This window comes from Chromobacterium sp. Rain0013, assembly GCF_015291765.1.
In the GTDB taxonomy this organism is placed as follows: domain Bacteria; phylum Pseudomonadota; class Gammaproteobacteria; order Burkholderiales; family Chromobacteriaceae; genus Chromobacterium; species Chromobacterium haemolyticum.
Genome location: NZ_CP031514.1, coordinates 1,867,421 through 1,886,169, shown reverse-complemented (window position 1 = coordinate 1,886,169; position 18,749 = coordinate 1,867,421). Strand labels below are relative to the sequence as shown.

The 18,749-nt window shown below is 64.5% G+C and carries 18 protein-coding genes; 5 read left to right on the top strand and 13 right to left on the bottom strand.

Annotated features, from left to right (window positions below; genetic code table 11):
- Positions 1-156 precede the first annotated feature (156 nt).
- Positions 157-1,020, bottom strand: coding sequence for a GyrI-like domain-containing protein (locus DXT74_RS08840; RefSeq protein WP_194427758.1), 864 nt, complete (start codon positions 1,018-1,020; stop codon positions 157-159).
- Between the two features lie 9 nt (positions 1,021-1,029).
- Positions 1,030-1,953 carry a LysR family transcriptional regulator gene (locus DXT74_RS08835; RefSeq protein ID WP_194427757.1) on the bottom strand — a complete coding sequence of 308 codons (924 nt, stop codon included), beginning with the start codon at positions 1,951-1,953 and terminating at the stop codon, positions 1,030-1,032.
- Between the two features lie 162 nt (positions 1,954-2,115).
- On the opposite strand from DXT74_RS08835, the gene DXT74_RS08830 reads away from it, so the two are divergent.
- The 3 genes from DXT74_RS08830 (at position 2,116) to DXT74_RS08820 (ending at position 6,405) form a co-directional block, all read left to right on the top strand.
- Positions 2,116-3,732, top strand: coding sequence for a GMC family oxidoreductase (locus tag DXT74_RS08830; protein WP_194427756.1), 1,617 nt, complete (start codon positions 2,116-2,118; stop codon positions 3,730-3,732).
- A gap of 93 nt (positions 3,733-3,825) precedes the next feature.
- Positions 3,826-5,442 (top strand): MFS transporter, encoded by a 1,617-nt coding sequence (locus DXT74_RS08825; protein ID WP_043637710.1) that lies wholly within the window; start codon positions 3,826-3,828, stop codon positions 5,440-5,442.
- Between the two features lie 84 nt (positions 5,443-5,526).
- Positions 5,527-6,405, top strand: coding sequence for an alpha/beta fold hydrolase (locus tag DXT74_RS08820; RefSeq protein WP_081555420.1), 879 nt, complete (start codon positions 5,527-5,529; stop codon positions 6,403-6,405).
- A gap of 305 nt (positions 6,406-6,710) precedes the next feature.
- On the opposite strand, the gene DXT74_RS08815 is transcribed toward DXT74_RS08820, so the two are convergent.
- Positions 6,711-8,204 carry a carboxypeptidase M32 gene (locus DXT74_RS08815; protein ID WP_194427755.1) on the bottom strand — a complete coding sequence of 498 codons (1,494 nt, stop codon included), beginning with the start codon at positions 8,202-8,204 and terminating at the stop codon, positions 6,711-6,713.
- Positions 8,205-8,495: 291 nt separating this feature from the next.
- Here DXT74_RS08815 and DXT74_RS08810 point away from each other — a divergent pair, with 291 nt between their 5' ends.
- A complete protein-coding gene (locus tag DXT74_RS08810; RefSeq protein WP_052370533.1) occupies positions 8,496-8,900 on the top strand; it encodes a nuclear transport factor 2 family protein in 405 nt (134 codons plus the stop codon).
- 18 nt (positions 8,901-8,918) lie between these two features.
- Here the strand turns inward: DXT74_RS08810 and DXT74_RS08805 are convergent, their stop codons facing one another.
- From DXT74_RS08805 to DXT74_RS08760, 10 genes are all read right to left on the bottom strand, one after another.
- Complete coding sequence (locus tag DXT74_RS08805; RefSeq protein WP_081555418.1) at positions 8,919-9,566, bottom strand: hypothetical protein; 648 nt, start codon at positions 9,564-9,566, stop codon at positions 8,919-8,921.
- A 167-nt stretch (positions 9,567-9,733) separates the two neighbouring features.
- Positions 9,734-10,831, bottom strand: coding sequence for a bifunctional diaminohydroxyphosphoribosylaminopyrimidine deaminase/5-amino-6-(5-phosphoribosylamino)uracil reductase RibD (gene ribD / locus DXT74_RS08800; RefSeq protein ID WP_194427754.1), 1,098 nt, complete (start codon positions 10,829-10,831; stop codon positions 9,734-9,736).
- 3 nt (positions 10,832-10,834) lie between these two features.
- Positions 10,835-11,374 (bottom strand): GNAT family N-acetyltransferase, encoded by a 540-nt coding sequence (locus DXT74_RS08795; protein ID WP_179140740.1) that lies wholly within the window; start codon positions 11,372-11,374, stop codon positions 10,835-10,837.
- A 58-nt stretch (positions 11,375-11,432) separates the two neighbouring features.
- Entirely contained in the window at positions 11,433-11,891 is a 459-nt protein-coding gene (gene nrdR, locus DXT74_RS08790) for a transcriptional regulator NrdR (protein ID WP_019100637.1), read from the bottom strand.
- 126 nt (positions 11,892-12,017) lie between these two features.
- A complete protein-coding gene (gene glyA, locus DXT74_RS08785; RefSeq protein WP_043637694.1) occupies positions 12,018-13,265 on the bottom strand; it encodes a serine hydroxymethyltransferase in 1,248 nt (415 codons plus the stop codon).
- A gap of 166 nt (positions 13,266-13,431) precedes the next feature.
- Complete coding sequence (locus DXT74_RS08780) at positions 13,432-13,833, bottom strand: DUF3224 domain-containing protein (RefSeq protein WP_196783847.1); 402 nt, start codon at positions 13,831-13,833, stop codon at positions 13,432-13,434.
- A 95-nt stretch (positions 13,834-13,928) separates the two neighbouring features.
- The gene (locus tag DXT74_RS08775; protein ID WP_194427753.1) at positions 13,929-15,818 is read right to left on the bottom strand and encodes an amidohydrolase; all 1,890 of its coding nucleotides are present in this window, start codon (positions 15,816-15,818) and stop codon (positions 13,929-13,931) included.
- Positions 15,815-16,042 carry a DUF1427 family protein gene (locus DXT74_RS08770; protein WP_114152046.1) on the bottom strand — a complete coding sequence of 76 codons (228 nt, stop codon included), beginning with the start codon at positions 16,040-16,042 and terminating at the stop codon, positions 15,815-15,817. The genes DXT74_RS08775 and DXT74_RS08770 overlap by 4 nt, the downstream gene beginning before the upstream one ends.
- A 57-nt stretch (positions 16,043-16,099) precedes the next feature.
- A complete protein-coding gene (locus tag DXT74_RS08765; protein ID WP_043637689.1) occupies positions 16,100-16,753 on the bottom strand; it encodes a hydrolase in 654 nt (217 codons plus the stop codon).
- Between the two features lie 97 nt (positions 16,754-16,850).
- Positions 16,851-17,552, bottom strand: coding sequence for a pirin family protein (locus DXT74_RS08760; RefSeq protein ID WP_043637687.1), 702 nt, complete (start codon positions 17,550-17,552; stop codon positions 16,851-16,853).
- Positions 17,553-17,740: 188 nt separating this feature from the next.
- On the opposite strand from DXT74_RS08760, the gene DXT74_RS08755 reads away from it, so the two are divergent.
- Positions 17,741-18,676: a LysR substrate-binding domain-containing protein gene (locus tag DXT74_RS08755; RefSeq protein WP_231138303.1), complete on the top strand. Its 936-nt coding sequence runs from the start codon at positions 17,741-17,743 to the stop codon at positions 18,674-18,676.
- Positions 18,677-18,749: the final 73 nt, after the last annotated feature.

Here is an 18,749-nt window from a genome sequence, read left to right as displayed (position 1 = left end):
AATGCTCATGTACTCCATGTACATCCCGCTTTCTCAGTTGTTTTCGCCTTGTCTCGCTCTAGCTCGCAAGATCCTAAGTACGCTCTAGGGTCGTCCTTTACGGCAAAACCCGCGCCAAACGGCGCGGGTTTTTTCATGGTTGAACCACAAGCGCGGTCAGACCAGCGACAACATCAGCCGCGTGCGCAAGGCTGTGGGCGGATTGTCGTAAGGCGAATTCAAATACTCTTCCACGCACGGCACGCCGCCAAGCGCGCGCCCGCTGCCGGGCAGCCAGTGCCGGTACAACCAGGACCAGACCGTGGACAGCTCCGCGTACGGTCCCAAGTGCGTCACGCAAGCGTACTCCCCGGCGGGAATCTCCCCCCATTCAAACCCATCCGGCAGCGGCCGCTCCTGCCAGGAATCCGGCACAGTCACGCAGGCGATGGAGCGCAGCTTGGCTTCCTCCGTTTGTTCCGCATCATCCAGATACATGCCGAATACGCGACCTGGCGCGTCGCCGACTGCGCAACCCGGACTGATGGCCTGCAAAGCGCCAAAGGCTTGGCCGATCTCCATATAACTGCCGACATGGCGGCGCATCAGCACCTTCAGCCCCTTATCCTGCTTGAGCAATGTCACTTCATGCATAACGGTCTCCCAGTCTTGCCTAGAAATGAACGCTCTGCGCTGGCGATAGCGGCCCGGACTCTCGCCGTAAGCCCTGGCGAAGGCCCGGACGAAAGCCGCGGTGCCGCCGTAGCCGGCACGCGCCGCCACCCTCGACAAAGGGAGCGAGCCGCCGTCCAACTGCCCGGCCGCGCGATGCAGCAACAGCCGCTGCCGGGTCTCCCCCACCGTTTCGGCCATCAGGCCGCGATACACGCGGTGAAAGTGAAAGGGCGACAAGCAAGCCTCCTCCGCCAACCTTTCCAGCGGCACCGGCCCATCCAGATGGCGCCACAGGTAGTCCAGCACCCGCAGCATCCGCCATAAATACGGCGAATCCGGGCCGCCGTTGCGATAGAGCGTTCTCATGAAGTGAGCTTATCCCGCATCGATTGATTCGTTTTGCTGAGTTGGCTGTTGCAACAGCAGCCATTGCATGCTCTGGCACACATCCACCACGAAATCCCACACCACGCGGTAGCGCAGCGTGCGGCGAATGTCGCTGCGGCCGCTGATCCAGTACGAGCGGATGATGCGCAGCTCCGGCAGCAGTTGACGCAGCCGCGCGTCGTCGTAGGTCAGATAATACGGTAGCACCGCAATGCCGCCGTCGGCCAGCGCCGCCTGCTGCTGGCCCAGCACGCTGGTGCAGCGCAGATTAATCAGCGGGTTGCGGCACAGACCGCGGTGAAACATCAGTTCGCGCGAGAACAGCAAGTCGTCGACATAGCCGACGATGGGATGCCCGGCCAGGTCCTCGCGCTCGCGAATGGGCTCATGCGCGTCCAGATAGGTCGGTGTCGCGTACAAGCCCAGGCAGTAATCGGTCAGCTTGCGCGTCACCACCATATTGGCCTGCGGCCGCTCCAGCGCGATGGCGATGTCCACCTCGCGGTTGGTGATGCTGACGAAGCGCGGCACCGACACCAGGTCGATCTCCAGCGCCGGATAGCGCGCCATCAGCCGCGGCAAGTGCCGCGACAGGAATAAGGAACCCAAGCCTTCCGGCGCGCCCAAGCGCACCAGGCCGGCCACCTCCACATGCCCCACCCTCGCCTCGTCCTGCATCCGGGACGCGGTGTTTTCCAGTTGCTCCGCCAGCGGCAGCAGCTGCCGGCCGGCTGCGGTCAACTGATAGCCGTCCGGCTGCTGCACAAACAACGGCTGGCCCAACTGCCGCTCCAACTGCTCGATATGCCTGGCCACTGTCGCATGGGTGGTACGCAGTTGCCGGGCCGCCGCCAGCAGTTTGCCGCTGCGCTGCAAGGCCAGAAAATAACGGATGTCGTTCCAGTCGAACATTGCACCCTCCTCGCGTTTATGGTGCGCTTGCACACAACGATGGCAAGCTTCAACTGCACCGCTGTTAGAAAACTAACAGCCATTGTTCCGCTCTGGCTATTCCCAGTCCGGCCCGGCTTGATCTTATATGGTGGCGATACTGACGTCATAGGAAAGCGCGGCATGCAGGTATTGGCGGAGACATTCGACTACATCATCGTCGGCGCGGGCAGCGCCGGTTGCCTGCTGGCCAACCGCCTGTCGCGCAATCCGCGGCTCCGCGTGCTGCTACTGGAAGCCGGCGGCGAGGACAACTACCCCTGGATACACATCCCGGTGGGCTACCTCTACTGCATCGGCAATCCGCGCACCGACTGGTGCCTGCGCACCGCGCCCGAGCCCGGCCTTGGCGGGCGCAGCCTCAACTACCCGCGCGGCAAAGTGCTGGGCGGCTGCTCCTCGATCAACGGCATGATCTATATGCGCGGCCAGGCCGCGGACTACGACGGCTGGGCGGCCCAGGGCTGCCCCGGCTGGAGTTGGGACGAAGTGCTGCCGGACTTTTTGCGCATGGAGGACCACTTCGACAGCGCCCGCGCCCAGCACGGCCACGGCGGCGAATGGCGGGTGGAGCGGCAGCGGCTGTCCTGGGAGATTCTGGACGCTTTCCGCGACGCGGCGGAGCAGAGCGGCATCGCCCCAGTGGACGACTTCAATCGCGGGGACAACGCCGGCTGCGGCTATTTCGAAGTCAACCAGCGGGGCGGGCTGCGCTGGAACACCGCCAAAGCCTTTCTACGCCCCGCGCGCCAGCGCCCCAACCTCACCGTACTGACCCATGCCGAGGCGGAAACCCTGCTGCTGGAGGACGGCCGCGCCACCGGTATTGCATTCCTGCAACAGCGGCAACGCTGGCAAGCGCGCTGCCGCGGCGAAATCATCCTGGCCGCCGGCGCCGTCGGCTCCCCGCTTTTGTTGCAGCGCAGCGGCATCGGCCCCGCCGCGCTGCTGCAAGAACACGGCGTCGCCGTGCGTCATGCGCTGCCCGGTGTCGGCGCCAACCTGCAAGACCATCTGCAACTGCGCATGGTGTTCAAGGTCAGCGGCGCGCGCACGCTGAACCAGCTGGCCAATAGCTGGACCGGCAAGCTGGCCATGGGCTGGGAATACCTGTGGCGGCGCAGCGGACCGCTGGCGATGGCCCCCAGTCAGCTGGGCGCCTTCGCCAAATCCGGTCCGGAACAGCCGCGCGCCAACCTGGAATATCATGTGCAACCGCTGTCGCTGGAACGCTTCGGCGAACCGCTGCACCCCTTCCCCGCCTTCACCGCCTCGGTATGCGATCTACGCCCGCTCAGCCGCGGCAGGGTCGCCATCGGAGGCGCGGGGCTTGATGCCGCGCCGCTGATCCAGCCCAACTATCTCAGCCACCCGCAGGATCGCGCCGTCGCGGTGGCCGCGCTGCGGCTGACCCGACGCATCGTCGCCGCGCCGGCGCTCACGCCCTACCGGCCGGAGGAATACCTGCCCGGCCTCGCCGCCCAGAGCGACGAGGAACTGGCTACCGCCGCCGGCCGCATCGGCACCACCATTTTCCATCCGGTAGGCACCTGCAAAATGGGACAGGATACCGATGCGGTGGTCGATGCCAGACTGCGCGTTCACGGACTATCCGGATTAAGAGTGGCGGACGCCTCCATCATGCCCTCCATCACCTCGGGCAACACCAATTCGCCCACGCTGATGATCGCGGAGAAAGCCTCCCGCATGATTTTGCAAGACCGCCCCGCGCCGGACTGAGCGGCGCTGCGCAACATCGGCCCACCCAAACAGAGGAAGCCCACTTCCCGACCCACAACTTGTCGCAAAGCCACACCAAGAGGAGACAGCACCATGAGCAGCACCCTGACGCCCGCCGCCACGGCGGGACACACGATCAGCAGCTCCGAGCGCAAAGTGATCTTCGCCTCGTCGCTGGGCACCGTTTTCGAGTGGTACGACTTTTTCCTGTACGGCGCGCTGGCCGCGGTGATCAGTAAACAGTTCTTCGCAGGCGTCAATGAAACCACCGCCTTCATCTTCGCGCTGATGACCTTTGCCGCCGGCTTCCTGGTGCGGCCGTTCGGCGCGCTGCTGTTCGGCCGGCTGGGCGACATGATAGGCCGCAAATACACCTTTCTCGCCACCATCCTGATCATGGGCGTCTCCACCTTCCTGGTGGGCCTGCTGCCCGGCTACGCCAGCATAGGCATCGCCGCGCCCATCCTGCTGGTGGTGCTGCGCATGTTGCAGGGCCTGGCGATAGGCGGCGAATACGGCGGCGCGGCCATCTACGTGGCCGAGCACGCGCCGGACCACAAACGCGGCGCCTACACCAGCTGGATCCAGGTCACCGCCACTGCCGGCCTGCTGCTGTCCCTGCTGGTGATCCTGGCCTGCCGCAAACTCACCGGCCCGGCTTTCGACGACTGGGGCTGGCGCTTGCCCTTCCTGCTGTCGCTGGCGCTGCTGGCCATCTCCACCTGGATACGGCTGTCGATGCACGAGTCGCCGGCCTTCCTGAAAATGAAGGCCGAGGGCAAGCACTCCAAGGCGCCGCTGACCGAATCCTTCACCAACTGGAAAAACCTGCGCATCGTGCTCACCGCCCTGTTCGGCATCAACGGCGGCCAGGCGGTCACTTTCTACTGCGCGCAGTTCTATTCGCTGTTCTTCCTCACCCAAATCCTCAAGGTCGACTCACAGATCGCCACCCAGTTGCTGGTGGTTTCCCTGTTGATCGCCGCCCCGCTATTTCTGTACTTCGGCTACCTGTCCGACCGGATCGGCCGCAAGCCGGTGATGTTGACCGGCCTGCTGCTAGCGGCTCTGCTGACCTTTCCCGCCTTCAAATGGCTGACCGCCTACGCCAGCCCGGACATCGCCAACGCCGCGCGCCAGGCGCCGGTGGTGGTGGTGGCGGACCCGGCCAGCTGCCGTTTCCAGTTTGATCCGGTGGGCAAGGCCAAACTCAACACCAGCTGTGACCAGGCCAAGGCCTTGCTGGCCAAGAACGGCGTGCCCTACCAGCGTGAAGCCGCGCCCGCCGGCGGCGAAACCCAGATCAAGGTGGGCGGACAGACGCTGACCGGCTTCGACAAGGCCGCGCTGCTGGCCGCGCTGAAACAGGCCGGCTACCCGGACAAGGCCGACCCGGACAAGATCCACTACCCGATGGTGATAGCGGTGCTGGTGCTGCTCAGCCTGATCGCCGCCATGGTCTACGGCCCGCTGGCCGCCACCATGGTGGAGCTGTTCCCCACCCGCATCCGCTATACCTCGATGTCGCTGCCGTATCACATCGGCAACGGCTGGATAGGCGGCCTGTTCCCCACCGTGGCGTTCTCGCTGGTGGTCTACACCGGCGACATCCTCTACGGCCTGTGGTATCCGGTCATCGTCTACAGCGTCAGCTTCGTGGTCTGCCTGTTGGGCTTGAAGGAAACGCACCGCGCCGACATCCATCAATAAGCTCCTTCCCACGCGCACGGCGGACCTCCCGGTTCGCCGTGTTTCTGGGTAGACTGGGGCTTTCGTCCCACCGCCCGCGCCGCCATGCCGATTCAACGTCTCAGCCAGTCCGAAACCCTGATCCTCAACCGCCACCGCTATCATCTGCGCCGCTGGGGCCCTAGCAATGCGCCGCTGCTGGTGCTGCTGCACGGCTGGATGGACAGCTCGGCCACCTTCCAATTCCTGGTGGACGCGCTGCCGGACGGCTGGCAAGTGGCTGCGCCGGACTGGCGCGGCTTTGGCGACAGCGACTGGAACCACGGCAGCTATTACTTCCCCGATTACCTGGCCGACCTCGACGCGCTGCTGGACGCGCTGTCGCCGCAACAGCCGGTCAAGCTGCTGGGCCACAGCATGGGCTCGATGGTCGCCGGCATCTACGCCGGCACCCGCCCCGAGCGCATAGAAAAGCTGGTGCTGGCCGAAGGCTTCGGCCTGGCCGCCACCAAGCCGGCGGAAGCGCCTGGCCGCTACGCGCGCTGGCTGCGCGAAACCCGCGCGGCGCCCGAGTTCGGCGACTTGCAATCACTGGACGCCGTGGCCGCCAAGCTGCTGGAACGCAACCCCAGGCTGACGTCGGAGCGGGCCCAATGGCTGGCGGGCGAACTGACCCGGCAGCGGGACGACGGCCTCTACTACCGCGCCGACCCGCGCCACAAAATGGTCAACCCGGTGCTGTACCGGCTGGAGGAAGCGATGGCCTGCTGGCAGCGCATCAGCGCGCCGGTGCTGTGGGCGCTGGGCGGCGACACCGACGACCACCCGCTGGCCAAGAGCGTGGCCGCCAGCATACCGCAGCGTCGCGCCTGCTTCGCCCAACTGCAAGAAATCGTGATTGCCGACGCCGGCCATATGCTGCAATGGGAACAGCCGGAAGCGCTGGCGGCGGCGATCCACGCGTTTTTCAGCCAACCCCAATAAGAACGTGTTTACGATCTCGCGAGCTAGGGTGAGACAAGGCGAAAACCGCTGAAAAAGCGGAGTGTACACACGGTATATGCGCATTTTGAAGATGCACTCACCGAGCCACGTTTCACGACGCGTAGCAGATCGTAAACAGGCTCCAAGAACCGCTAACAAAACCGCGTAGCGTACCTGAGCCAAGCCGCACCGACGCAGGCAGTACTAGTAGTAGGACAAGGAGGTGCAACGCAGGATCAGGGGTTTTGTTAGCGGGCCTAAAAAAAGCGCGGCCTAGCCGCGCTTTTCATGGTTGACCTACCAAATCAAACACCTAAATAACGCCGCTCCAGATGCGCCTTGAAGTGCGCCGGGTTCAGCGTCTCGCCGGTGGCGCGGCGTACCAGCTCGTCCGTGCTCCAACGGCTACCCTGGCTCCAGATATTGGCGTTCAACCAATCAAAAATAGGCTCCAGATTGCCGGCCGCCACCTTCGCGTCCAGCTCCGGTTCAGCGCGGCGCAGGCTGGCGAAATACTGCGCCGCGTACATCGCGCCCAGCGTGTAGCTGGGGAAATAGCCGAAGCCGCCATCGGTCCAGTGGATGTCCTGCATGCAGCCATTGGTGTAATTGCCGCGGGTGTCCACGCCCAGATAAGCCATCATCTTTTCGTCCCACAGCACCGGAATATCCTCGGCCTCGATCTCGCCGTCCATCAGTGCGCGCTCGATCTCGAAACGCAGAATCACATGCGCCGGATAACACAACTCGTCCGCGTCCACACGGATGTAACCCGGCTGCACCCGGCTGTACAAACGCTGCAGATTATCCAGCGCAAACGCAGGCTGCTCGCCAAAATGGCTGCGGATCAGCGGAGCGATCAACCGCAGGAAGGCCGGGCTGCGGCCCAGTTGCATCTCGAAGGACAGGCTCTGGCTTTCATGGATGCCCATGGAGCGCGCGCGGCCCAGCGGCTGCTCCAGCCAGTCCTTGGGCAGATTCTGCTCGTAACGGGCGTGGCCGGTTTCGTGGACGATGCCCATCAGACTCTGGACGAAATCATCGTCGCGGTAGCGGGTGGTGATGCGCACATCCTCCGGCACCCCGCCGCAGAAGGGATGGCTGCTGACATCCAGCCGGCCGCCATCAAAATCGAAGCGCAGCAGTTTCATTGCCTCCACGCCCAGCGCGCGCTGCCGCTCCACCGCGAACGGCCCCACCGGCTCAATCACCGTTTCCGACGCCTGCTTGGCGCGCGCGCGGTCGATCAGGCCCGGCAGCCAGGATTTCACCTCGGCGAAAATGCGCTCGATCTCCGCGCTCTTCATCCCCGGCTCGTACTTGTCCATCAGCGCGTCGTAGCGGCTGCCGCCGCTGGCCTCGGCCAGCAGACGGCCCTCCTCGCGCGACAGCTTGACCACTTCGCGCAGGTTTTCCAGAAAGCCCTTCCAGTCGTTGGCCGGGCGCTGGCTGCGCCAGGCGTGCTCGCAGCGCGCGCCGGCCAGGGTCTTGGCCTCCACCAGCTCCGCCGGCAGCAGATTGGCCTGCGCCCACTCGCGGCGCATTTCGCGCAGATTGGCGCGCTGCAGCTCGTCCAGGTTTTCCTGCTCCGCCGCGTCCAACTGTTCCTTCAGCTGCGGCGCGGTGATGATGCCGTGGGTCAGCACCCCCAGCTCCGCCAGCGCGGCGGCGCGGGCGTTGTTGCCCTTGCTTGGCATCATTGCCGCCTGGTCCCAACCGGCGATGGCGCCGAGGTGGCTAAAGCGGTGCAAGCGGGCGAAAGTGTGGGTCAATGCCTGGTAGGCGGATGTGTGTGTCATCTTGTCTCCTCTATAAAAGAACCGGTTTACGAGCTGCTGCGCGTCGGCGATACGGCGTTGAGAACCGCTTCAGAATGCTCATGTAGTCTTGTACATCTCGCTTCTTCAGCAGTTTTCGCCTTGTCTCGCTCTAGCTCGCGAGATCATAAACACGCTCTACTTGTAAAAGCATGATGCCATCAGACTATTTGATCTGACAACTTCTGCCCCAAAACCCGCCAAAGCCGCGTATTGACAAGGATTTTGATTTTGTACACTATCAACATTCCATGACTAGCATGAGGTAAAATCATGCCATCCATCGCCGCCCAACTCTTCCTCGCCTACCAGGACCGCGACTGGGAGCGCGCGCGCCGCTTGCTGTGCGACGACGCCGTGATGCTATGGCATTGCAGCGGCGAGTGTTTCCGCGGCGCGGAAGCCATCGTCCACGTCAACCGCGTTTATCCAGAGGGCTGGAGCATCCGCCTGCTGCAGGACAATCTACTGACCGACGGCCGCTGGCACGTGGTGGCGCAGGTGGACCACGGCGCGGCGCGCTTCTTCGCCAATTCGCTGTTCACGCTGGAGCACGGGCTGATCAGCCAGATAGAGGAATACTGGGCCAGCGCCGAAGCGCCGCCGGCCTGGCGCCGGGGCTTGCCGGGCAGGGCCCGGCTTGAGGCTACGGTGGTGGAAGCATCTGGAATGGAATAGCGGACCGGTCAGCCCGCCTCACGCCGCCGGCTGGCCGGCGTTGCGCGCTTGGGCTTGCGGGAATTGATGCCAATAGTAGAAGTACTCGCGCACCAGCAGCAGAAAAATGTTTTTTAGCTCCGCATCGCGCAGATGCAGCAACACCGCGTCCACCATCATGCGGAAGCTGTCGCCCTGGATGGGCTGGCCGTCCAATAGATAAAGCAAGGATTTGAGCAGGCGCTCGCGCAAATGGATGTCCGGCTCGGACATGCCGTCCTCAAACAGCTTGCCCAGGTAGAGGCCCAGCGACGGCGGGAAGCGGGAGAAACCATCGCGTTCCATTCGCGTCAACAGACCTTCCCAGTCCGTCTCCAGCCAAACCCGCACATTGCGCACCGAAAAACCGCTGCGCGCGGTGATCTCCACCACTTTCTTGGTATCGCCGAGCCAGAAGTAATAGAACTCGCGGGTACAGGTCAGCGCCAGCACCTGCTCGTCCGGCGCGCAGGCCTGCAACAAACGCTCGCAAGGAACGCGAAAGCCTTCGGCGCTGCGCTCGACGCCATCCAGCCAGGGCAACATCTGCTCCAAAATGCGACGCCTCTCGTCGATCACTTGGGCAGGCGCGCCCTGACGCGCCAGCAATCGCATATAAGCCTCCAGCGCCGCCTTCAAATCGCTCATGCCCTTTCCCCAGCCCTCCCGGTCTTGCCCGCCCTTCCCCGCGCCGCTCGCGCTCTTCGGCACAGCCGGCGGACTGTTCTTATTTTCGGACAGAAATGTTGCAGACTCCAGACGGGATTCACGGCGACGTCGGCGTTTTTCTAACGCGCCGGACTGGAAACAGCTTCTCAGGCCGGCGTCAGGCTCAAGCGCAAATCCGCGCCCACCATTCGCACGTCGCGGATGTTCAGCTTCTGCTTATCGGCCAAGTCCTCCAGCGCCGGCCAGGCAAACAGGCCGCGCGCGGCGTCGCCGGCCAGCGACGGCGCCAGATAAAGCACGATCTCGTCCACCAGCCCGGCGCGCAGCAGCGCGCCGTTGAGGCCGGCCCCCGCTTCCACCATCAGCATATTGACGCCGCGCTGCGCCAAGGACGCCAGCAAGGCAGGCAGGTCGGCATGGCCGTCGACCTGTCGCGGCAAGGTCAGGATCTCCGCGCCGGCGCGATAAGGCCGCAGACGCGTTTCCTCATGGTTGCAGGTGGCCAGCAAAGTGCTTCCGTCCTGGTAGATGCGCTGCGTCGGCGCAGTGCGCAGATCGCTGTCCAGCACCACGCGCAGCGGCTGGCGCTCGCAGGGGACTTCGCGCACCGTCAGTTGCGGATCGTCGGCCAACACCGTGCCGCTGCCAGTGAGCACCGCGCAATGCTCGGCACGCAGACGATGCACGTCGCGCCGCGCCTCCGGTCCGGTGATCCACTGGCTGCGTCCGTTGAGCAAGGCGGTCTTGCCATCCAGCGTGGCGGCGGCCTTGAGCATGACCCACGGGCGGCCGCGCTCAACCCGCGACAAGAAGCCGCGATGTACTTGTCTCGCCTCCGCCTCCATCAGCCCGGCGTCGGCGTCTACGCCAGCGGCCCGCAACATGGCCAAACCGCGGCCGGACACTTCGTGGTAGGGGTCCACCATCGCCGCAGCCACTCGGGCCACGCCTTCGTCGATCAAACGCCGCGCGCACGGCGGAGTTCGACCGTGGTGGCTGCAGGGTTCCAGCGTGACATAGGCGGTGGCGCCGCGTGGGGACAGGCCACGCGACAGGCAGTCCTTGATCGCCTGGATTTCCGCGTGATCGCCGCCCACTTGCAGGGTGGCGCCCTCTCCAATCACCGCGCCGTCGCGCACCAACACGCAACCCACGCCCGGATTGGGCGCGGCGCGGCGAGTAGCCTCGGCGGCCAGCCGCAGCGCGCGCTGCATGTAACGATGATCATCGGCGGAGTCGTTCATGTTTCATTGCTTCCATTCATGAGCCAGCAAGCTGTACTGCCTGGCGTCGCAGTAGCGGCCTTGCAGCAGCAGGTATTCGCGCAGCACGCCTTCAAAACGGAAGCCCAGCCGCTGCGCCACCGCGCAGCTGCGGTGATTGGCCGCCGCCGCGTCTATCGCCACCCGGTGCAGGCCCAATGGGCCGAAAGCCTCGTTCAGCAGTTGCGTCAGCGCCGCCTGCATCACTCCCTGGCCCACCTGACGGCGGTCCAGCCAATAACCGACGAAGGCGTGGCGGTTCGAGGCGTCAACGGAGTGCAGATCACAAACGCCGGCCAGCTCGCCGCCGCGCGACACCAGCCAAGTATAGGCAGTGCCGGCCTGACGGCTGACGGCGGCGGACTGCAGAAAGGCGCGGGAGTCGGACTCGGAGCGGGTCAGCGGCTCCCACGGCATCCATGGCCGCAGCGCGTCGCGGTTGGCGTTGATCAAGGCGAACAGCGCCGGCGCGTCGGACAGCTCAGGCGCGCTCAGCGAAACATGGGCAGGCAGGGGTTCAGACATGCAGGCACCCGCAAGGACGGAAGAATGGAGCAGTCTACTCCAGCCTCCCGCCGGGAGGTCAATGCGAAGACTTCTGGATTTCCTTGATCGCGTCGGAAAACTCGGACACGTCCTGAAAACTGCGGTAGACCGAGGCGAAACGCACATAGGCCACCTTGTCCAGGCGGGCCAGTTCGTTCATCACCATTTCGCCGATCTCGCGGCTGGACACTTCCCGCTCGCCCAGTTGCAGCAACTTGTGACAGATGCGGTCTATCGCTTCGTCCACCAGCGCGGTGGGCACCGGGCGCTTGTGCAACGCGCGCAGGAAGCTGGTGCGAACTTTCTCGATATCGAATTCCGAACGATGGCCGGCGGTTTTCACCACCTGCGGCATGCGCACGTCGGCGGTTTCAAAGGTCGTGAAACGCTTCTCGCACACCGGGCAGCGCCGCCGCCGCCGGATGCTGCTGCCGTCCTCACTGACGCGGGAGTCGATTACCTGAGTATCGGCATTGCCGCAGAACGCGCATTTCATGACTTAATCCTAAGGGTTCCAATGTATGGATGTTATCAGCAATGCGCAGTCAAGTTAATGCCGCTATCGCCCTCCATGAAAAAGACGCCCCTGAGGGCGTCTTTTTAAGGCCGAGACCAGCGCGGCTTATTTGGAGTACACCGGGAACCGATGACACAGCGCGGTGGCTTGCTCCGCTACGCGAGCGATCAACGCGTCGTCATTCGGGTTGTCCAGCACGTCCGCCACCAGGTTGGCCACCTGGATGGCTTCGGCTTCCTTGAAGCCGCGGGTGGTAATGGCCGGGGAACCGATGCGGATGCCGGAAGTCACGAACGGGGTTTCCGGGTCGTTCGGGATCGCGTTCTTGTTCACGGTGATGTGGGCGCGGCCCAGCAGCGCGTCCGCGGCCTTGCCGGTCAGGCCCTTGGGACGCAGGTCCACCAGGAACACGTGGCTCTCGGTGCGGCCGGACACGATGCGCACGCCGCGCTCGGCCAGGGTCTTGGCCATGATGGAGGCGTTCTTCAGCACTTGTTCCTGATACACCTTGAACTCGGGCTGCAGCGCTTCCTTGAAGGCCACCGCCTTGGCGGCGATCACATGCTCCAGCGGGCCGCCTTGCAGGGTCGGGAACACATTGCTGTTGATGCTTTTCTCAAACTCGGCCTTGGCCAGGATGATGCCGCCGCGCGGGCCGCGCAGGGTCTTGTGGGTGGTCGAGGTCACGAAGTCGGCGAACGGCACCGGGTTCGGGTACACGCCGGCGGCGATCAGCCCTGCGTAGTGCGCCATGTCCACCATGAAGTAAGCGCCGCATTTCTTGGCGATCTGGCCCATGCGCTCGAAGTCGAAGCGCAAGGCGTAAGCGGACGCGCCGCCGATGATCAGCTTGGGCTTGGTTTCCATCGCTACGCGCTCCATGTCGTCGTAGTCGATTTCTTCCTTGTCGTTCAGGCCGTAGGCAACGATGTTGAACATCTTGCCGGACAGGTTGGCCGGAGAGCCGTGGGTCAGGTGACCGCCGTGGCCCAGGTTCATGCCCATCACGGTGTCGCCCGGCTTCAGGATGGAGAAGTACACCGCCTGGTTGGCCTGGCTGCCGGAGTGCGGCTGCACGTTGGCGTATTCCGCGCCGAACAGCTGCTTAACGCGGTCGATGGCGAGTTGCTCGACCACGTCCACATGCTCGCAACCGCCGTAGAAGCGCTTGCCCGGGTAGCCTTCGGCGTACTTATTGGTCAGTTGGGAGCCCTGGGCTTCCATCACCGCGGGGCTGGTGTAGTTTTCCGAGGCGATCAACTCAATGTGATCTTCCTGGCGTTGACACTCGGCCGCAATGGCGGCGGCGAGTTCGGGATCGAATTTGGCAATCGTCTGGTCAGCAGCGAACATCTTTGACTCATCCATCAAAGGGTTAACGATGCGGGCATTCTACACGAAATGCCGAGGCGAAATCCTTAACGTGAAGCAATTGCCGCGAAGGGAAAAACGGGCCTCTCCAGATGCGCGCAACCAGTTCAAAATCTTGCGAGCCAGGGCGCAGCCGGCTTTGAACCGCTTATCCGGGCAGGGTGTAATCAAAATTGTAGAAGGGCTCGCCGGCGGTGATCGTGATGCGCAGGCAGCCGCTGATGCCGCAGAGTTCCTCGGTGCCGGAATCCGGCGTCACCATGATGGCTTGCTCGGCGGCTCCGCGCGTCATCGTGGCGCTGTGTTGCAGCACAAAACTGCCTTTGCGGCCGTGCAGGCTGCCTTGCACCCGCTCCATGGCGACATAGCCGGCCGAACCCGGCTCCGCGCTTCGGAAGCTCAGCATCTCGCCCTGGCTGACGGCGTCCAGATCTCCATGAAAACGCTTGTCCAGCGACATGCGGCCAAGACCGCTAGCGCCGGCTGTCTCGCTCAAGGGTTCCGGGGAGAGTTTGACGTCGAAACGGCCGCTGGCGATGGATTTCATCATGTATCCTCAAGATGGGCGCCGCCGCGGGCGCGGCAGGCCATCGTCATGATAACGCAGCCGGCCGCGGCCGCGCGCTGGCTTCTTCTATCCCGGAGTCAAACCGCCCAGCAGGAGCAGCCCAGGGCGCCGAAGAAACTCTGGGAGTCGGACACCGGCAGGCCAGCGTCCCAGGCGCGGGCGTGCTGATGCCCGTGCAGGCCGCAGGCGCTGGCGCAAGCACAGGCCGCGCCGGCCTGGCGGTGCAGCGAGCGGCGGCCAGCGCCCTCCGGCTCGCCCCAAGCGGCGTAGCCTTTGTAGCGTCGCACCGGGGACCAATCCGGCATTGCCGGCGGCAAGGGATTGTCGTCCAGCGCGGCGAAGTCGGCGGCGGCGTAAACGATGCGGCCTCCCACCATGGTCAAGTCCGAGCTCATGAAGGAGATGTCGTCCTCGGCGCAAGCGAAGAAGTCCCGGTCCGGCACGATGAGATCGGCGAACTGCCCGGCTTCGATGCGGCCGCGCCGGCCTTCTTCATGAGTGAACCAGGCCACGTTCTCCGTCCACATCCGCAGCGCGGTTTCTCGGTCCAGGCAGTTGCGCTGCGGGTAGAGCCGCAAGCCGCCCACGGTCTTGCCGGTCACCATCCAGGCCAGCGACACCCATGGATTGTACGAGGCGACGCGGGTGGCGTCGGTGCCGGCGGACACCTTGACGCCCTTGGCCAGCATGCGGGCGATCGGCGGGGTGGCCTCGGCGGCGGCGGCGCCGTAGCGCTCGACGAAATACTCGCCCTGGTAAGCCATGCGGTGTTGCACCGCGATGCCGCCGCCCAGCGCGGCGATGCGGTCGATTGAGCGATCGGAAATGGTTTCGGCGTGGTCGAAGAACCAGTTCAGGCCGCTCAAGGGAATGTCGCGGTCCACTTTTTCAAACACGTCCAGCGCGCGGGAGATGGTTTCGTCGTAAGTGGCGTGCAAACGCCACGGCCAGCGGTTTTGGGCCAGGATGCGCACCACCTCCTCCAGTTCCCCCTCCATTTCCGGCGGCATGTCCGGCCGCGGCTGACGAAAATCCTCAAAGTCCGCGGCGGAAAACACCAGCATCTCCCCCGCGCCGTTGTGACGGAAATAATCATCGCCCTGCTTGTATTTGACGCCGGCGGTCCAGTTGAGGAAGTCCTCTTTCTCTTGCTTGGGTTTTTGGGTGAACAGGTTGTACGCCAATCTCACCGTCATCTGGCCGGCGTCGGCCAGTTGCTGGATCACCTCGTAATCGTCCGGGTAGTTCTGAAAGCCGCCGCCGGCGTCGATCACGCCGGTCACGCCCAGGCGGTTGAGCTCACGCATGAAATGGCGGGTAGAGTTGAGTTGGTAATCAAATGGCAGCTTGGGTCCTTGGGCCAGGGTGGCGTACAGGATGGCCGCATTGGGCTTGGCCAGGAGCAAGCCGGTGGGCGCGCCGTCGGCGCCGCGGACGATTTCGCCGCCCGGCGGCGCCGGCGTGTCCTTGGTGTAGCCTACCGCGCGCAGAGCCGCGCCGTTGAGCAAGGCGCGGTCGTACAGATGCAGCAAGAAGACCGGCGTGTCCAGCGCTACCGCGTTGATCTCCTCCAGCGTGGGCAGGCGCTTCTCAAGAAACTGGTGCTCGGTGAAGCCCCCCACCACCCTCACCCATTGCGGCGCGGGCGTAACGGCGACCTGCCGCCGCAGCATCTCCATGGCGTCCGCCAGCGAACGCACGCCGTCCCAACGCAACTCCATATTGAAGTTGAGGCCGCCGCGCACCACGTGAGTATGGTTGTCGATCAGGCCGGGCAAAACGCTGCGACCGCGCAGATCGATCACGCGGGTGGCCGCGCCGGCCAACGCCATGATTTCACTGTCCTCGCCCACGGCGAGAAAGCGGCCATCCTTAACGGCAACTGCGCTGGCGCGGGGCCGAGCGCGGTCCAGCGTGGTGAAACGGCCATTGCGCAAAATGAGATCGGCCAAGGCGGTGGTGGTCATGATTGCTTCTCCTGTGAGGCGGCGACCGGGCTCGCCGGCTGGCTGACGGCGGCTGGCGCGCCATGGCGCAACGCTTGGAATTGGGGCCAAAGCTGCTCGCCGATCAACATGCCCAGCAGGCCGAGGATGGCGACGGCCGGCGGCGCCGGCGAACGCACGTGCAGCAGGCTGTAGATGACGCCCACCAACAGGCCGGCCGCCAAGGAAATCAGATAAGGTTTCATGCTTGCGCCCTCTACCGGCGGCGTGGCCGCCGGCATGGAATCAATACGCTCGGCGGATCAACCTTCCTGGGCGCCGAACATGGTTTTGGCGTACTGGATGCCCAAGCCGTAGCCTCCGCCCAGCTTTTTGGCGATGCCGGTGGTTAGGTCGTATGTGTCGGCTCGCGCCCAGTCGCGCTGCAATTCCAGCAAGTATTGCAAGGCCGTGATCGGCCGCGCGCCGGCCTGCACCATGCGCTGGATCGCGCGCTCGTGCGCTTCCGCCGAGATGTCGCCGCAAGCGTCGGCGATCACGTAGACCTCGAAGCCCTGGGACAGCGCGGACAACGCCGGGCCGACAATGCAGACGCTGGTCCACAGGCCCGCCAGCACAATGCGGCCCTTGCCGATATGGTTGACGCGATCAATCACCGCGGCGTCTTCCCAGGTGTTCATCGAACTGCGGTCCAGCATACGCTGTCCGGGAAAGGGGGCGCTCACCTCTTCGAACATCGGCCCGGAAAAGCTCTTTTCGGCCACAGTGGTCAATATCGTGGGCACCTTGAAGCCAGCGGCGGCGCTGGCAACCAAGCCGGCGTTGTTGCGCAGCGTGGGCATGTCGATGGAGTGAGTGGCGAAAGCCATCTGCGATTGGTAGTCGATCAGGATCAGCGTGTGATCGTGCGGGGTCAGCAACAGCGGGCTGGGGGTCGGGGTGGCTTTCAGGCTCATGGCATTCTCCAGTGGATCAAGGAATGAACAGACGGCGGCCGGACGGGCAAGACGCCGGGCGGGCAGAAGGGCCGCCTGCCCCTGCCCGCCGCGGCAGTCACTCGCGGCTATCCACCAGAATCAGTTCGGCGTCCTCTCCGGCGACGATGCGCAGCAAGTCCTCATCGCGGATCGCCGCGCCGTCGCGGGCTTGCAGCGTCACGCCGTTAACCTCCGCCCGGCCGCGAGCCAGCACCAGATAAGCGCAACGCTGTGCGCCCAACCGGTAATCGACGCTTTCGCCGGCCTTGAGGGCGGCGCCCAACACGCGGGCGTCGGCGCGGATCGGCAAGGCCTGATCGTCGCCGTCCATGCCGCTGGCCAGAGCGACGAAGGCGCCGGAGCGGTCCTCCTTGGGAAACGGTTTGCTGCCCCAGGACGGCTCGCCTCCGCGCCGCTCCGGCATGATCCAGATCTGGAAAATACGGGTGTCGACGGCTTCCAGATTGTATTCAGAGTGAACAATGCCGCTGCCTGCGCTCATCACTTGCACATCGCCGGCCTCGGTGCGGCCCTGATTGCCCAGGTTGTCGCGGTGGCTGATCGCGCCTTCACGAACATAAGTGATGATTTCCATATCCGCATGCGGATGTGGAGGAAAGCCGGTGCCCGGCGCGATGGTGTCGTCGTTCCACACCCGCAGAGCGCCCCAGTGCATGCGCGCCGGGTCATGGTATTCGGCGAAGGAAAAATGGTGTTTGGCGTCCAACCAGCCATGGTGGGCTCCGCCCAGGCTGGCGAAAGAGCGATGTTCTATCATGCTGTCCTCCCGTATTGTGGCGAGGCGCCGCCTGCCCGGCGACGCGTCTGATGCAACCACTATACGCAGCGGACAACGCTATGTTAACGGGATATATGGAATTGCATCGTTTCCATTTTTGACATGATTAATGCGCTATCTTGCAGTTTGATGGTTAAAATTGGAATTCATCGCCAGAAGCGAATCCAATGATGAAACGACTCCCCGATCTGGAAGCCTGGGCTATTTTCGCCAAGGTGGCGGAATGCGGCTCCTTCGCCCGCGCCGCCGCGGAACTGACGCTGTCCCAGGCCACGGTGTCCAAGGCCATCACGCGCCTGGAAGCCCGAATGAAGACCATGCTGTTCCACCGCACCTCGCGCCGCATCACGCTGACCGAGGCCGGCCACGCCGCGCTGGAGCGGGCCAGCCGCATCCTGGCGGAAGGCGAGGCGGTGGAGGCGGACATCGCCGAGCAATCCACCAGCCTGCGCGGTGCGGTGCGGGTCACCGCGCCAATGTCCTTCGGACTGTCCCACCTGGCGCCGCTGCTGCCGGAGTTCATGGCCCGCCACCCGGACGTGGAGCTGGACTTCCACTTCAGCGACGAGCAGGTGGATCTGGTGGCCAAACGGCTGGACGTGGCGCTGCGCATCGCCTCGCTGGCCGACTCCAGCCTGCTGGCCCGCCGCCTGTGCGCGGTGCGCATCCTTCTGGTGGGCTCCCCGGCGTATTTCGCGCGCTATGGCCGGCCCCGCCATCCCCGCGAGTTGGCCGAACACCGCGCGCTGTTGTACAGCAACGCGCCCGGCGGGCAGTTCTGGCGCTTCCGCCACCCGGATGAAGGCGAGTTCGCGCTGGAAATGCCCTCGCCGCTGCGGGTCAACAACGCCGAGGCATTGACGCCGGCGCTGCGCGCCGGCCTGGGCCTGGCGCTTCAGCCGGAATTCCTGGCCTGGCAGGATGTGCAGGCCGGCGAACTGGAAACCGTGATGATGGATTGGCAGGTGGACCCGATCGCGCTTTACATTCTCACGCCGCCGGGCCGCAGCCGGCCGGCGCGGGTGCAGGCCTTGATCGACTATCTGGCGGCGCGGCTGGCCGTCGCGCCATGGGCGCGCCATCAGCCGGAAGCGAAAAGCTGAGCCCCATGACCAAGCCCCGCTTCATGCGGGGCTTGGTCATCGAACAAAATGGGACGGGGCTTAGAACCTGTTT

Coding starts and splice junctions, on each gene's coding strand:
- DXT74_RS08840 (WP_194427758.1), bottom strand. CDS start 1,020: ATGAGAACGCTCTATCGCAACGGCGGCCCGGATTCGCCGTATTTATGG.
- DXT74_RS08835 (WP_194427757.1), bottom strand. CDS start 1,953: ATGTTCGACTGGAACGACATCCGTTATTTTCTGGCCTTGCAGCGCAGC.
- DXT74_RS08830 (WP_194427756.1), top strand. CDS start 2,116: ATGCAGGTATTGGCGGAGACATTCGACTACATCATCGTCGGCGCGGGC.
- DXT74_RS08825 (WP_043637710.1), top strand. CDS start 3,826: ATGAGCAGCACCCTGACGCCCGCCGCCACGGCGGGACACACGATCAGC.
- DXT74_RS08820 (WP_081555420.1), top strand. CDS start 5,527: ATGCCGATTCAACGTCTCAGCCAGTCCGAAACCCTGATCCTCAACCGC.
- DXT74_RS08815 (WP_194427755.1), bottom strand. CDS start 8,204: ATGACACACACATCCGCCTACCAGGCATTGACCCACACTTTCGCCCGC.
- DXT74_RS08810 (WP_052370533.1), top strand. CDS start 8,496: ATGCCATCCATCGCCGCCCAACTCTTCCTCGCCTACCAGGACCGCGAC.
- DXT74_RS08805 (WP_081555418.1), bottom strand. CDS start 9,566: ATGAGCGATTTGAAGGCGGCGCTGGAGGCTTATATGCGATTGCTGGCG.
- ribD (WP_194427754.1), bottom strand. CDS start 10,831: ATGAACGACTCCGCCGATGATCATCGTTACATGCAGCGCGCGCTGCGG.
- DXT74_RS08795 (WP_179140740.1), bottom strand. CDS start 11,374: ATGTCTGAACCCCTGCCTGCCCATGTTTCGCTGAGCGCGCCTGAGCTG.
- nrdR (WP_019100637.1), bottom strand. CDS start 11,891: ATGAAATGCGCGTTCTGCGGCAATGCCGATACTCAGGTAATCGACTCC.
- glyA (WP_043637694.1), bottom strand. CDS start 13,265: ATGTTCGCTGCTGACCAGACGATTGCCAAATTCGATCCCGAACTCGCC.
- DXT74_RS08780 (WP_196783847.1), bottom strand. CDS start 13,833: ATGATGAAATCCATCGCCAGCGGCCGTTTCGACGTCAAACTCTCCCCG.
- DXT74_RS08775 (WP_194427753.1), bottom strand. CDS start 15,818: ATGACCACCACCGCCTTGGCCGATCTCATTTTGCGCAATGGCCGTTTC.
- DXT74_RS08770 (WP_114152046.1), bottom strand. CDS start 16,042: ATGAAACCTTATCTGATTTCCTTGGCGGCCGGCCTGTTGGTGGGCGTC.
- DXT74_RS08765 (WP_043637689.1), bottom strand. CDS start 16,753: ATGAGCCTGAAAGCCACCCCGACCCCCAGCCCGCTGTTGCTGACCCCG.
- DXT74_RS08760 (WP_043637687.1), bottom strand. CDS start 17,552: ATGATAGAACATCGCTCTTTCGCCAGCCTGGGCGGAGCCCACCATGGC.
- DXT74_RS08755 (WP_231138303.1), top strand. CDS start 17,741: ATGATGAAACGACTCCCCGATCTGGAAGCCTGGGCTATTTTCGCCAAG.